Source organism: Rhodoferax sp., from assembly GCF_028689295.1.
Taxonomy (GTDB): domain Bacteria; phylum Pseudomonadota; class Gammaproteobacteria; order Burkholderiales; family Burkholderiaceae_C; genus Rhodoferax.
Genome location: NZ_JAQTWL010000034.1, coordinates 1 through 12,649, shown reverse-complemented (window position 1 = coordinate 12,649; position 12,649 = coordinate 1). Strand labels below are relative to the sequence as shown.

17 protein-coding genes are annotated in these 12,649 nt (G+C 55.3%); 12 read left to right on the top strand and 5 right to left on the bottom strand.

The window, feature by feature from the left end; all coding sequences use genetic code 11:
- The 4 genes from PHF15_RS15890 to PHF15_RS15875 all read left to right on the top strand — a co-directional run.
- Positions 1–1,187: Fic family protein (locus PHF15_RS15890; RefSeq protein ID WP_300122680.1), on the top strand; the 1,187-nt coding region annotated here is incomplete at its 5' end.
- A gap of 87 nt (positions 1,188–1,274) precedes the next feature.
- On the top strand, positions 1,275–1,928 hold the full coding sequence (locus tag PHF15_RS15885; protein WP_300122678.1) for a type IV secretion system protein: 654 nt from the start codon (positions 1,275–1,277) through the stop codon (positions 1,926–1,928).
- 257 nt (positions 1,929–2,185) lie between these two features.
- Positions 2,186–3,058 carry a TrbG/VirB9 family P-type conjugative transfer protein gene (locus PHF15_RS15880; protein ID WP_300122676.1) on the top strand — a complete coding sequence of 291 codons (873 nt, stop codon included), beginning with the start codon at positions 2,186–2,188 and terminating at the stop codon, positions 3,056–3,058.
- Positions 3,055–4,527 (top strand): TrbI/VirB10 family protein, encoded by a 1,473-nt coding sequence (locus tag PHF15_RS15875; protein ID WP_300122674.1) that lies wholly within the window; start codon positions 3,055–3,057, stop codon positions 4,525–4,527. The genes PHF15_RS15880 and PHF15_RS15875 overlap by 4 nt, the downstream gene beginning before the upstream one ends.
- 183 nt (positions 4,528–4,710) lie before the next feature.
- Here the strand turns inward: PHF15_RS15875 and PHF15_RS15870 are convergent, their stop codons facing one another.
- From PHF15_RS15870 to PHF15_RS15860, 3 genes are all read right to left on the bottom strand, one after another.
- The gene (locus PHF15_RS15870; RefSeq protein ID WP_300122673.1) at positions 4,711–5,445 is read right to left on the bottom strand and encodes a cytochrome c biogenesis CcdA family protein; all 735 of its coding nucleotides are present in this window, start codon (positions 5,443–5,445) and stop codon (positions 4,711–4,713) included.
- 12 nt (positions 5,446–5,457) lie between these two features.
- Complete coding sequence (locus PHF15_RS15865; protein WP_300122671.1) at positions 5,458–5,838, bottom strand: thioredoxin family protein; 381 nt, start codon at positions 5,836–5,838, stop codon at positions 5,458–5,460.
- Between the two features lie 69 nt (positions 5,839–5,907).
- Positions 5,908–6,615 carry a hypothetical protein gene (locus PHF15_RS15860; RefSeq protein ID WP_300122669.1) on the bottom strand — a complete coding sequence of 236 codons (708 nt, stop codon included), beginning with the start codon at positions 6,613–6,615 and terminating at the stop codon, positions 5,908–5,910.
- Between PHF15_RS15860 and PHF15_RS15855 the strand changes: the two genes are divergently transcribed.
- The 8 genes from PHF15_RS15855 to PHF15_RS17055 all read left to right on the top strand — a co-directional run bounded on the left by PHF15_RS15855 (position 6,603) and on the right by PHF15_RS17055 (position 11,030).
- Positions 6,603–6,884: a hypothetical protein gene (locus PHF15_RS15855; protein ID WP_300122667.1), complete on the top strand. Its 282-nt coding sequence runs from the start codon at positions 6,603–6,605 to the stop codon at positions 6,882–6,884. The two genes, PHF15_RS15860 and PHF15_RS15855, sit on opposite strands and share 13 nt — an antisense overlap.
- Positions 6,885–6,887: 3 nt before the next feature.
- Entirely contained in the window at positions 6,888–7,235 is a 348-nt protein-coding gene (locus tag PHF15_RS15850) for a hypothetical protein (protein WP_300122665.1), read from the top strand.
- Positions 7,236–7,417: 182 nt separating this feature from the next.
- Positions 7,418–7,873 (top strand): hypothetical protein, encoded by a 456-nt coding sequence (locus PHF15_RS15845; protein WP_300122662.1) that lies wholly within the window; start codon positions 7,418–7,420, stop codon positions 7,871–7,873.
- A gap of 8 nt (positions 7,874–7,881) precedes the next feature.
- Positions 7,882–9,027, top strand: a complete 1,146-nt coding sequence (locus PHF15_RS15840; protein WP_300122660.1) for an FAD-dependent oxidoreductase — start codon at positions 7,882–7,884, stop codon at positions 9,025–9,027.
- On the top strand, positions 9,024–9,974 hold the full coding sequence (locus tag PHF15_RS15835; protein WP_300122657.1) for an HD-GYP domain-containing protein: 951 nt from the start codon (positions 9,024–9,026) through the stop codon (positions 9,972–9,974). The genes PHF15_RS15840 and PHF15_RS15835 overlap by 4 nt, the downstream gene beginning before the upstream one ends.
- Entirely contained in the window at positions 9,974–10,198 is a 225-nt protein-coding gene (gene nrtS / locus PHF15_RS15830; protein ID WP_300122655.1) for a nitrate/nitrite transporter NrtS, read from the top strand. The genes PHF15_RS15835 and nrtS overlap by 1 nt, the downstream gene beginning before the upstream one ends.
- Complete coding sequence (locus PHF15_RS15825) at positions 10,195–10,824, top strand: RNA polymerase factor sigma-70 (protein WP_300122653.1); 630 nt, start codon at positions 10,195–10,197, stop codon at positions 10,822–10,824. The genes nrtS and PHF15_RS15825 overlap by 4 nt, the downstream gene beginning before the upstream one ends.
- The gene (locus PHF15_RS17055) at positions 10,797–11,030 is read left to right on the top strand and encodes a zf-HC2 domain-containing protein (protein ID WP_366520624.1); all 234 of its coding nucleotides are present in this window, start codon (positions 10,797–10,799) and stop codon (positions 11,028–11,030) included. The genes PHF15_RS15825 and PHF15_RS17055 overlap by 28 nt, the downstream gene beginning before the upstream one ends.
- Positions 11,031–11,142: 112 nt before the next feature.
- Here the strand turns inward: PHF15_RS17055 and PHF15_RS15820 are convergent, their stop codons facing one another.
- The gene (locus PHF15_RS15820) at positions 11,143–11,784 is read right to left on the bottom strand and encodes a DUF1109 domain-containing protein (RefSeq protein WP_300122651.1); all 642 of its coding nucleotides are present in this window, start codon (positions 11,782–11,784) and stop codon (positions 11,143–11,145) included.
- Positions 11,781–12,359, bottom strand: coding sequence for a sigma-70 family RNA polymerase sigma factor (locus PHF15_RS15815; RefSeq protein WP_300122649.1), 579 nt, complete (start codon positions 12,357–12,359; stop codon positions 11,781–11,783). The genes PHF15_RS15820 and PHF15_RS15815 overlap by 4 nt, the downstream gene beginning before the upstream one ends.
- Positions 12,360–12,649 lie beyond the last annotated feature (290 nt).

Below are 12,649 nucleotides of genomic sequence, written 5' to 3'. Positions count from 1 at the left end.
TCCCAGGACCAGGCGCAGTTGAGGGTGACACGCCCTACAAGGGCTTTTTCCTGGCGAGCCAGTCGCGCTGGTTGTTGGAGAACCTGGCAACTGGCCGCGGTGTCGGTGAGCGAACGCTTTCTCAGGACGTGCTTGAGTCGGAGCTCGACAAGGTTCTTTCAATTCGTGGGGAGTACCGATTCAATCAACTCCGGGATACCTGCCGCACGCTGGCAGAAAAATTGGGCCGGGAAAAAGAGTTCAAGCGCCTGGATGGCATCATGGGCGCCATGCTGGGGACCCACGAGAGCAAAAAGCTGCACAGCAAACAAGCCTTTGCCCGCGCCGCCGGGCGCCCCTATGACCCAGACCGTCTGGCCCTTTTCGACACACTGTTCAGCCGCCTGCGAATGGAGGCTCTGCCGGAGGTGGCCTCCACCGCGGACGTGGGGGTATCGCGCGAGAACTTCGCGTTCTTCGAGTCGTACTTCTCGAACTATATCGAGGGCACCACCTTCCTGGTCAGCGAGGCCGAGGAAATTGTGTTTGAAGGTAAGCTCATCGCGAACCGAACCGAGGACTCACACGACATCCTGGGAACCTTCCAGGCTGCCATGCGAGCCCCCTGGCGCGACCAGCCGGCCGGCACTGCTGACGACTTCCTGGGCTGGCTAAAAAACGTCAACGCGCTGGTCATGCAGTCCCGACTGGAGAAAAATCCTGGGGAGTGGAAAAACCAAAACAACCAGGCGGGGTCGACGCTATTTGTGTCACACGAGTTCGTGCAGGGCACGCTTCGTGAGGGCTTCGAGCGGATTCGCGCGCTGGAGGACCCCCTCGCTCGCGCACTGATGACCATGTTCGTCATCTCCGAAGTTCACCCCTTCAAAGACGGTAACGGAAGAACGGCGCGACTTGCTATGAACTGCGTGCTTAGCGCGGCAGGCCGGTCACGCATCATCGTGCCGACGGTCTATCGCGAAGATTACCTGTTGCCGCTGAAAAGCCTGTCGAACCATGCCGACGCAACGCCCTACATCCGAGCCATGACCCGTATCCAGGCCTGGACGGCTGCCTTCGACTACACCCGACCACGCCACGAGCTCCACCAAGCGCTAAAGCAGTGCAATGCCTTCGAAGAAGACCTACGAAACTACCGGTTGGTGTTCCCGGAAACCAAAGCAGAAATTGCTAGAGACAGCGGGTAGAGCGAACGGCTGGGGGGTTTGTTTCCTTTTTTTGTGCTGCTTGCGCCAAAACGGTATTTGGCAACAGCACTCAAAAAGGACGCATGCATGTCAAAACAAAATCCATACCTCAACGCTCGCCGGGAGTGGGATGAGCGATACGGTGGATTGATCTCACGCGCGCGCAATTGGCAACTGATTGCGGCTGGCTCCTTGGCTGTCGCGGTTGTGGCTGTGGTGGGCATTGCGTTCATCGGGTCCCAATCAAAGATTCAACCGTTTGTGGTTGTCACCGATCAACTCGGCTCTCCGGTTGCTGTGGCCCGTCCTGCGCCGGTTGCAAAAAGTGATTTTGACAAGCGGTTAATGGTGGCACAACTGGCCGCCTTCATCAAAGACGTCCGCTCCATGTTGCCGGATGCGGTTGCCCAACAAGTCACGCTCAACCGGGTGTATGCCATGGCAGGCCGTGACGTGGCCGGCTTTCTGAATGATTTCTTCAAAGACAACTCACCTTTTTCGGTCGATGGCTCGGTCACCCGCGTTGACATCTCATCCGTCATTCCCCAAGGCGGTGAAGCCTATCAAGTGTCATGGGTGGAGACCAAAGCCAAGCCTGGGGCGACGGCTGTGGCGGAACACTGGAAAGCGGTCGTCACGGTCGGGGTTGACGCCAAGCTGGCAGAAAACTCCAAAGTCGCGCTCTGGAACCCATTTGGCATTTACGTCAAGTCCATCTCCTGGACAAAAGAAGTTCTGTAAAGGCAGTCATCATGAAAAAATCCTTCCTCACCCTCATTGTTCTTTCCTTGGCTGCCAGCGCATTTGCACAGTCAAATGCTGCTGCTTCGTCAACCAAGCCTGCCACCGTCGAAACCATTGAAGCGGACGATCATGGCCAGATGTCCACTCAACCATCACCCCCGCGATCAGCTCCAGCAGTTGAAGCCCTGGCTTTGCATCCCACCCCTGCAAAGCAACAAATCACGGCATCCCCTGAAGTCTTGGCTCCGTCACCCATGCTGCCAACAACCAAGGTCCAGGTCAGAAAACTTCCTGCCGCCGATGCCGCAAGGCTTGCCGCCGCGCAACGCTGGGAACAAACAGGCACGGCTGATGCGCTGGTCGGTGCCGGTGGCGCTGTCGAATATCCCTATGGGTATTCACGCCCGACAATCACTTGCGCACCTTTACACGTCTGCTCAGTTGCACTGCAAGATGGCGAGGCCGCGACCAGTGTGTCAATTGGCGATACGGTGCGATGGTTGTTACAGACCGCAACAGCCGGGGCAAAGCCGGTGATGATGATCAAACCCACACAGGCAGGCCTGTCAACGAATCTGGTGGTGACGACCGACAAGGGCCGCATCTATTACATGCACCTGGTGTCGAGTAAAACCGAGTATGTGCCCATGGTGACTTGGTATGACCCGGCTGCCATGACGCGCGACTTGAGTGTTGAGGCGCAAGCGTCAGCACGGCAAAAAGCAGAATTTGAGGCAACGATTGCGGCCACCAAGCTTGCCACTGAACAAGCCAAAGCCCAAAGGGTCGTGGCGGACAAATCGGTTGGCAAGCTTGATCCAACGACGCTTGATTTTGGCTACACCTGCACCGGTGAGGCGGCGTTCAAGCCTGCACGGGTCTTTGCCAATGACACACACACGTTCATTCAATTACCACCTAGCGCATCAGCCAGTGATGCACCAGCGGTGTTCAATGTCTCGAACAATGAAACCGAGCTGCTGAATTCCCGGCTGGTGAATGGCTATTACATCATCGATGGCAAACCTGCCAAACTCAGTCTGGTTCTGGGTGTGGGTGCCAGCGCCCAAACCGTCAAATGCCAAAAATCAGTGCCAAACAGTTTGTTCAGCTGGGGCGGCAAATGATGTTCAGATTCGGCAAAAAGTCCCAAGCTGACGATCCTGCGGACGTTGAGGTGGCGGCCATTGATGGACCGGGGCAACCGCTGGAAATTCATACGCCGCCGCCTGGCACCAAGCGACTGTCCAAAAAAGGCCAGTTTTTACTCTTGGGCGGCGCGTCAACGGTGGCATCGGCAATTTTGATCGGCGTGATGATCAGTGGCAAAAGTGGTGGCAATGCTGAGTCTAAAAAACAATTGACCGCCAGCGATGCACCAGGCCAAACGGCTCCTTACAAGGAAAACGCTGAAGACATCCAGCGCAGAGCAACTGTTGCCGCTGCTGCGGTTGGCAATCAAGCCACTCTTCAAATGGCTGATGGTCAGCAAACAGGGCCACTGACAAGCCGCTCGTCAAATCCAAAAGGCAGTTCGGCGGGAACTCAACCTGCCAGTGGTGGTGCCTCACCGCCCTCACCCGCTGAGGCCCATCGGTTGTGGCTGCAAAAGCGCAAGTATGAGCGCCTTCAGGGGCAGATCATGGCTTCTGATTCCGCAGAAACCTCTGACATCAGCAAGGGTGGTGCCGCGCTGGCTGCCAAATCGGCTACGGGGGGAATCATGGGCGTGACTGCTGATGGTGAGGGCGTGGTTGGCGGTGTGAATCAAAAGCTCTCAGCCGCCAATGGGCGTGCTGCGAATGCGCGTGCGTCTGCCACGGCTGAGGCCATGCGCATGGCGAATTCGCCAGCCGGGGTGGCAGGTACCAGCAGTAATTCAGGAAATTTACCTCCCACTTTGGCTGCTGGCGGTTCCGCTGGCCTTGACCCTGCAGTGGCGGCCCAAGCGCGCAACAAGGCTTTCATGAAGGAAGCAGTTGACAACGGCTACTTGCCGGAATTGCTCAAACCCAAATTAGGCGAATTTGAATTGACGGCGGGCTCCGTCATCCCCGCGGTCATGCTGTCTGGCATCAATTCCGATCTGCCTGGCACCATCGTGGCCCAAACCCGCCAAACTGTTTATGCCACCAACGACCCTGACGCTGTGGTGATCCCACAGGGTTCGCGCCTGGTCGGCAGGTACTCTGCTGATGTCGCCTATGGTCAATCACGGGTGCTGGCGGCGTGGGATGAACTGATCTTGCCCAATGGTTCGCGGATTGCCTTGCGCGGCATGTCGGCAGCCGACGGTCAAGGTCAATCCGGCATGGAAGATCAGGTGAATAACCACTTCTGGAAAACCTGGTCGTCAGCTCTGTTGGTGTCATTTTTGGGTGTTGCCGCCCAACAGTCGCAGCCACAAAACCAGGGGGCATTCAACACCCCGTCCGGCTCGGCTCAAGCCTCTGCTGCCGCCATGAATTCCTTGAGTGATGTGAGCTCGAAGATTTTGCAGAAAAGCTTGAACATTTCACCCACGCTGCAAGTTCGCCCTGGCATGGCGTTCAACGTCATGGTCAACCGGTCGATCATCTTGCCGAACTACCGATGATCATGGCAATGCACGGCGACTCTAACACCGCGTCGTTCGGCAGATACCGATCCGCTCACAACACACCGCGTCAAACAGACGGATGCCAGTGTCAGCTTACTGGCAAATCAATTTCATGAATTTGAAAGCCATCTAGTCGTCAATCTTGGCTGACTCCAACATGCCCGAGCAAACGTGTCGTCGCTATATTCCCACAGTGAAATTAACCCAGGCATCCGGCAACCACTGCAGAACCTGCGCTTCAAGCCATTTATCGCCGCCGGTCAAAATCGCGACCCCCATGGCACCGAGTAACAACGCAAAACCGTAACGTACGCTCTCGATGCGGGCTAGCACCCAGTCTCGCACGCGCATAAACCCACTGCGCGATGCGTAAGCCACCGCCACCAGTGGGATGGCTGCACCCAGGCCAAAAATGCCAAGCACCATACCACCGCGCGCAACACCACCTTCACTGGCTACCAGCGTCAGGGCCGACCCCAACAATGGTCCGGAACAGGGGCTCCACACCAGGCCGAGAACACTTCCAAGCATCAGTGCGCCCAACAAGGAGCCGCTGTCGAGTTTGGCTGATGCCGCGTTGGCTGAACTGGCAATCGGCAACATCCATTGCGTGAATCGTTCACCCATGGCCGGAACCAGCATCACAGCAGCGAAGGCGATCAGCATTGCAGCGCCGCCTGTGCGCACGGTGTCACCGTCAATGCCAAGAGCCGGGCCTAGCGCTCCGAGCACCATGCCAATCAACGCAAATGAGGTTGTCATGCCCACGCCCATGGCGACGGGTGCGAAGCGGTTGCCCTGCAAAGCGCCTCCCAATACCAGAGGCAACAGTGGGAATACGCAAGGCGACAAAGTGGTCAAACTACCGGCAAACAGGCTTAACCCAACTTGCGGAACAGTCAATGCAAGGGACATGGTCGCACCGCGTCAAAGTGCCGATTTCAAGGCGCCGCGAAGACCCCCTGGTGAGGTGTCGCCGACCACACGGTAAGTCTCTTTCTCTCCATGCAAAACCACCAATGTGGACTGGGCGCGCACATTAAAGCGGCGCTTCAGGTCTTTTTCCGTGTCGTAGTTGGCCACCAGCACTGTGATGTCCAGTCCAGCTTCGGACTTCAGGTCTTGCAAGACTTTCGTTTGAGCGCGACAAGTCGGGCACCAGTCGGCGTGAAAGTGCAGCGCTACTGGTTTGTCGGCCTTTTGCGTCTGCTCCAGCACACTCGCAGAGTACGGTTTGATCTCTAACGCATGTGACACCAACGCACCGAAGACAAGGAGCGTCGAGAGAACGAGTTTGCCAATTTTCATAAGAACCTTTCCAAAACGTATTTCACAGGGAAATTGCAGCAATTTTGTTGTATCGACAACGGTGCCACGTTATCTGCCACGCCGAGCAGCCTCTGCCTCTAGGGCATCCATGTCGGCAATCCAGTTAATCGGTGTCAGGCTAAGCACCTCCAAATCCCGATCCTGCAGGGCTTTCGTCAAATCAGACCGGCGCGCCATGCGCCTGTCACGCCGCACGAGCAACTCATTGATCAAAGGCCGATACAAGCGAACAAAGCCCGTCAACCAGCGGCAAGAGTGCTCATAGCCTTCAATCCCGCCCATCGCGAACCGATCGACACAAGCCATGGTGGTGGCAGCATCAAACCAATGGCCATCGGTGACCCATTGGTTCACTGTGAACAGGCCCACTGGAAGACCTCTCGCATCGAGAGAAATCGCAAAAAGATGCGTCGGCTCGGTGCGATTCCACCTGGGTTTTCCTAGTTTCAAATACCGTCTACGTCCTGTCGCCGTGGCATGCCAAAACAAGTGCAAATGTCCGTGTTCTTGGTCACCATTGCGGTGAGAGTGGTAATAGAACTGGGAACCTTTGCGCACGTCTACCAGGTCATCCGGTGGGTAGTGTTCAAACTCCAATACCTCGCGGCCTGCGATCCAGTTCTGAATCAAAGACCCATGCTCCGCTGTTGCTGTAGAAAAAGCTGAAACACTGGCGCGCGCGCTGCGCAGCGCCAGATCGATCTGTGTGTCCGAAGCAGCGCGCCAATGCCGTCGGAGATGGGATGAAGCTGTCATGGATCGAAAAATCAAAACCGATGACCAAGCAGTCACCGCGAATCAAAAGTGATGAGGACTATTGTTTTGCAGCACAAGCGCCGCATTTGGCCTTGCATGCGCCACATTTCTGCATGGAGCTTTTGGCACCACACTTGTTGCCGCCGCAAGCCCTGCACATCATGGAACAACCGCCCAGAGCTGCCGTGGTGACCACAGCCATTGCCAGAGCTTTAGCGAGAGTTGAAGACATTGAATTCATGGTGATGCTCCTGAAGTTTATGAAATGACGGATGGCTTACTGTTTGACGGCTGCACAGCCACCACTTTTGGCACCGCACTTGGCTTTGCAGGCACCGCACTTTGCCTTCACCTTCTTGGCTTTATGGGCTTTGCTTGCAGCACATTGCGGCATGGCTGCACCACACTTGGCTTTGCAGGCTCCGCATTTAGCCATGCTCGATTTGGTGCCACACTTGGTGCCAGCGCAACCAGCCGCAAAAGCACCGCCCGAAAGGGCTGCGGCAGTGACGACTGCGGAGGCGAGGGTTTTTACGATTTTGGAAGAAAGTTGGTTCATGAAGAAATCCTTGGAAAGTGAAACGGGCAACATTTATGGAAAAACTCAGAAGGTCAAGTAAAAACAAGACTTTCACGGACATAGTCGTTTGATATTCAAAAATGCTTACACAGGCATCGAAATCTTTTCCGAGCACCCGCAAAGACCACCAGGCATGCCCCCACGCCAATTGAGTCAGTGACGTGTAACAAATCTGGGTGATGCCGCGACTAAACCTCATGTCACCACTTCAGAGGGAACCCAATGTCTAAAACTGTTCTTATCGCCCGCCCGCACACCTTCATCGTCTCGGTCATGAAACCGTTCCTGGAGGAAGGTGGATTTGGCACTGACAAGCTGGAACACATCAGCGGCCTGTCAAGCCAGACTTCTGGTATTGCAGGAGCAGTCATTTCACTGGCCTTGTCGTCATCGATCACAGAGTCAGCAGAAGAAGTGTTTCTGAAACTCAAGAGCGTGGCACCTCGTGTTCCGGTCCTGTTTGCGGCCATGCTGTCGTTTGAGCAAGCCCGTCCTGCGCTGGAACGCATCGCGAAGCAGGCCGGTATCCAGGCCACTATCACGGGCGTTGACCCAACACCTGCGGCTGCGGCCCAATTGGGACGGCAAGAGACTTTTTTGTATCTCAGCAAAGATGACCTGACTTCACCTGAGCGCCGAAGCGCTGCTGCGCGTCTGATTCAACGACATTTCCGGTAGGCCACACAGTGACCAAGAGACTTGTTTTGGTTGGTGGCGGTCACGCCCACCTGTCGGTCCTTCGTGCACTGGCGGACAAACGGCCTGCAGGGCTGGATGTTGTCCTGATCACGCCTTCAAAATACCAGAACTATTCAGGCATGTTGCCTGGCTGGGTTGCGGGACATTACACACAGGCCCAGTGTCGTGTTGACCTCGATCCATTGGTTCAGGCAGCCGGTGCCCGTCTGATACTCGACCAAATCGTCGGCATGGACGCTGCGAGGCGCTGTGTTGGATTTGCCCATGGTCCGCACGTTGAATATGACTTGCTGTCGCTCGATGTTGGCAGCGAAACCGATACCTCCTGGCTGGAAACCCTTGGGGACAAGCTGTTGCCAGTGAAACCATTGGACTACTTCTTTGCCAGTTGGCCGCGTATTTTGGCGGCAGCCAAGGCGAAGAAGAACTACAAATTGGTGGTGGTCGGCGGTGGCGCGGCAGGGGTCGAGATGGCGCTTGCCGCACAACAGGCCTTTACACGTGCTGGCGTTGATGGGCATGTTGACCTGGTCGCTTCCGAGTCCGGATTGCTGCCCGGACACGCTAAGGCGGTTCAAGCTCGGGTGCAACGGTTTGCCGAACACGCCGGATTGGGCTTGCATTTTGCACGCGGCGTGGGCTCAGAAGACGGCGTTTTATTGGCTGATGGCCACCTTGTGCCAGCCAATCAGGTAATTGCCGCGACGGGCGCACGCCCCGCCGTTTGGCTGGGACTGTCCAAGCTGGGGCTGGATGAGCGTGGCTACATCCTGGTGGACAAGTATCACCGCAGTGTGTCACACCCGAATGTTTTTGCTGCAGGCGATGTCTGCGCCCGCCTTGACGCAGTCATGTCACGCTCCGGGGTGCACGCCGTGCATGCAGGCCCCGTATTGGCTGAAAACCTGATGGCAATCGTCAATGGAGGATCCCTGCGGCCGTACAGCCCTAAGCGACGCTCCTTGTATCTCTTGTCTTGTGGTCCTCGATACGCGGTAGCGTCCTGGGGGCGGTGGTCGGCTGAAGGACAATGGGTGTGGCGCTGGAAGGACTGGATTGATCGCGGTTTCATCCGCCGGTTTTCTGAAAACCCTCCCAAGTTGGCGTCTCAATTGATGGAGGATACGCTATGAGTTGGTTCAAACAAGCAGGGCTTTGGCTTGGAAATGCGCAAGCTGAAGAAAAAGTTTCAGTTGAGACAACAACCCGACATCTGCTGGCAAGCCTACTCACCATGGCTTGGTTTGTTGAGGCCCGAGACCCCTATACCGGCGGCCATCTCTGGCGCGTGTCACGCTATGCGAGGTTACTGGCAGAGCAGGCCAAGTTCAGTGAGGCCGAGGCCGCTCGCGTGGGCCTGGGTGGTTTTCTGCACGACTTGGGCAAGATTGGCATACCCGATGCAATTTTGCGTAAGACCGATCGCCTGACGGATTTGGAATACGAGGTCATCAAAACTCACCCGAATATGGGCACACGCATGCTGGCCGGACATCCGCTGGCAGTATTGGTGAAGGACGCGATCGGGCTGCACCATGAGCGTCCCGATGGAAAGGGCTACCCGGTGCGCCTGAGCGGTGAATCGATTCCAGAAGTGGCCAGAATTGTGGGCGTATGCGATGCCTTTGATGCCATGACCAGCCACCGCCCCTACCGCCAGGGCATGCATCGCGACAAAGCGCTTGGCATTCTTAGCGCCGAGAAAGGCACGCAATTCGATGCCCACTTTGCCGACATCTTTGTCACCATGGGGCAAGCCGGTCAGCTTGACCATCTCCTGGGGCACAGTGACGATGGCATCCCGCTGCAGAATTGCCCCATGTGCGGCCCGACTTTGGTGCTGCGTAAAAACAGCAAAGCGGGAGAAAAAATATATTGCCGCAACTGTACTGGCGAGTTCGAGATCAAAGAAGGTGATCAATGTCTGGTCGCCACCCCGACGGGGCATCAAGGTCGCCCCGCCGATCTTGAACCGGAATTGGATGACGAATTGATTCAAAGAACCGTCATTGCCAGTGTGGATGCCATGCCCGCTATGGCGCTATTGGCAACTTCATCCTCTTACCAGTCGAGCCATTGATGCGAACACTCTTTCAAGCCGCCTGCTCTGGCAAGATTGTCAAAAATTCACTGCGCATCGCTTTGGTAGTGGGCAGTATTTTGAACCTGGTTAACCAAGGTGGTGCCATCATGGCGGGCACGGGCATTTCGTGGATTCATGTGGCGTTGAATTATTTTGTGCCCTACTGCGTCGCAAGTTACAGCGCAGCCAAAAACGAATTGACACCGCGAGGAAATCAATGATGGACACATCGGCAATTGAAGGTATGGGCTTGGATGTGTCTGACGCATCGATTCTGTCTGACACGGCATTTTTGAATGACTTGCGCCGTCAGATGGTGAAGTTTGCGACGCTGCAACTCTCCAATAGCCACGCGGCAGAAGATGCTGTGCAAGAGGCGCTCATCGGTGCGCTCAAAAATGCCAAGTCTTTTGCCGGTAGAGCGGCGTTGAAAACCTGGGTTTTCGCCATCCTGCGTAACAAGATTGCGGATACCTTGCGGCAAAAGCAACGCATGGTGGATGCCAGTAGCTTGATGCGGGAAGATGAGGAAGGCGAAGACTTTTCTGAGTTGTTTGATCAAAAAGGCTTTTGGCAAGCAGATGAAAAACCCGCCACCTGGGGCAACCCACAAAGTGCGCTGCACCAGAACCAGTTCTGGAAAGTATTTGAGGCGTGCCTGGAAGGCTTGCCTGGCAACCAGGCCAGGGTATTCATGATGAAGGAATTTGTCGAGCTCGACGCTGCTGAGATTTGCACGGCAGTCGGAATTACCACTACCAACCTGAATGTGATGATGCACCGCTCTCGACTGCGCCTGCGCGAGTGCCTGGAAAACACATGGTTCCTGAAGGGAGAACACGCATGATGAACTGTCAGCAAGCTACCAAACTGATATCCGAATCGCAGGAACGATCCCTGTCGTTGCCGGAAAAAATGAGTTTGAAGGTACACGTGATGATGTGCTCTGGCTGCAAGAACTTCAGTTTGCAGGTGCCGTTTCTCAGCAAGGCCATGAAAGCCCAACGCCAGTTGGGACGACGAAGAAGTCAAGAAATAAGCGCAGGCCTATGATGGCTTCGCGCAAGTGTCACCCATACTTCATGGCGGAAAACTGGTCTCAGCAAGTCTGCCGAGGGTCGGTCTGACTATATTTTGAACACTTGATGTTGAAAATTTACCACCCCTACCAACGCAAAAGCCTGGGGCCAAGTAACCAGCCGGCAAGAACTGGGATGGATATCCCAACCATGTACCAAATCGCCACAAACGGCGCTTCCATTTCCTGACAATGCAGGGCATAAGCTGCTGCACCAACCGAACCAGCAAAAAGTCCAGATACAGCACCGGCCACATCAAGCCGCACAGGTGCCAGTTGCCGGATCGCCCATAGAGTGGTGATTAGCGCAGGCACGGCGACAAACGCAATGTCCAATGAACAGCGTGTCCAAGTTGCACCAAGGACAAGTCCCCATCTGGCTTGTGGAGCCGACATCGCAAGGGACAGCCCGGCCACGACCCACGCCATGGCAAACGGAATCCAGAGAGCCTTGCCCCAAAGGCCTGGGGAACGGCCTGGATAGGCAACGCGAAAGAGCATGCCAGCTGAAAGCATCAGCAACATTGACGGGAATGCCTGTTTTAACCAAAACGCTGGCAATTGCACGGCATGCCCAATATCCGATCTGATGCCATAGAACATAAGCATCGCCGTTAAACCCAGCAGGGCACCAAGCCCCAGAGAAGCAAGCAATTGACCTTGACCTTTGCCGTAAGCTGGGCCTTTAGCGTCCATTGACAGCAAGGTCACCAATTCGTTTGTATTCACGTCTTTCTCCTAACTAATTGCGACAACGCTTTCAAACCACGATGTACCCCGACCTTGACAGCCGATTCAGACAATCCCGTCTTGCGGGCAGTCTCGGCGACGGATAAACCATCGATCTTCATGTGCATGATGGGCAAGCGCTGTTTGTCAGGCAAATCTTGCAGTAAACCATCCAAATCACGCTGTGCATCGTTTGCATCTCTATCGGCGGTCGTGAAAATGTCCATGTCATCTTCCATCGGCACATTCACGTGAGCCCGACTACCCTGTGCGCGAAAAAAATCCACCAATTTGTAGCGCGCGATGGCGTACACCCAAGGGGTGAATGGTTGATCTTCACAGTAGGTGTGTCGTCTGGTATGGACGGCTAAAAGGGTTTCTTGCACTAGGTCCTCGACTTCATCTGGAGCGCCCATCAGGCGGCGTCGAAAAAATGCTCGCAAATGTGTAGCGAGTGCCATCAAAAGTTCGTGGTACGCCTGCGCGTCACCCGTCAGACCTTTTAGAAAATTGTTGCGTAGCCGATCCTCCCGGCCTTGTAGGTCGCCCTCTTTATCTTTGCTAATTCGTGGCATGGGTGCGATTGGTTACAGAGCGGACTCAATTGTTGAACTGATTTTCCCTAAGACCCTGTCGCCAGGTCGAAACTATTTTTTTCAACAATGTAACTATTCATCGGTGAAGTACGAATTACCTCGGTGTCATTGAGATTCTTTGCTCAAAACCAGTTTTGTCCATCTGATCGCAATCCATTCTTCCTTAAACCTAACCTTGAAAGAAACTCCCATGAAATTTCTTCCTTCGATAGCGCGACATCTCGCCGAGACTGCCATCCTTGCCAGTTCCCTTGTCATCGCCGGCACAG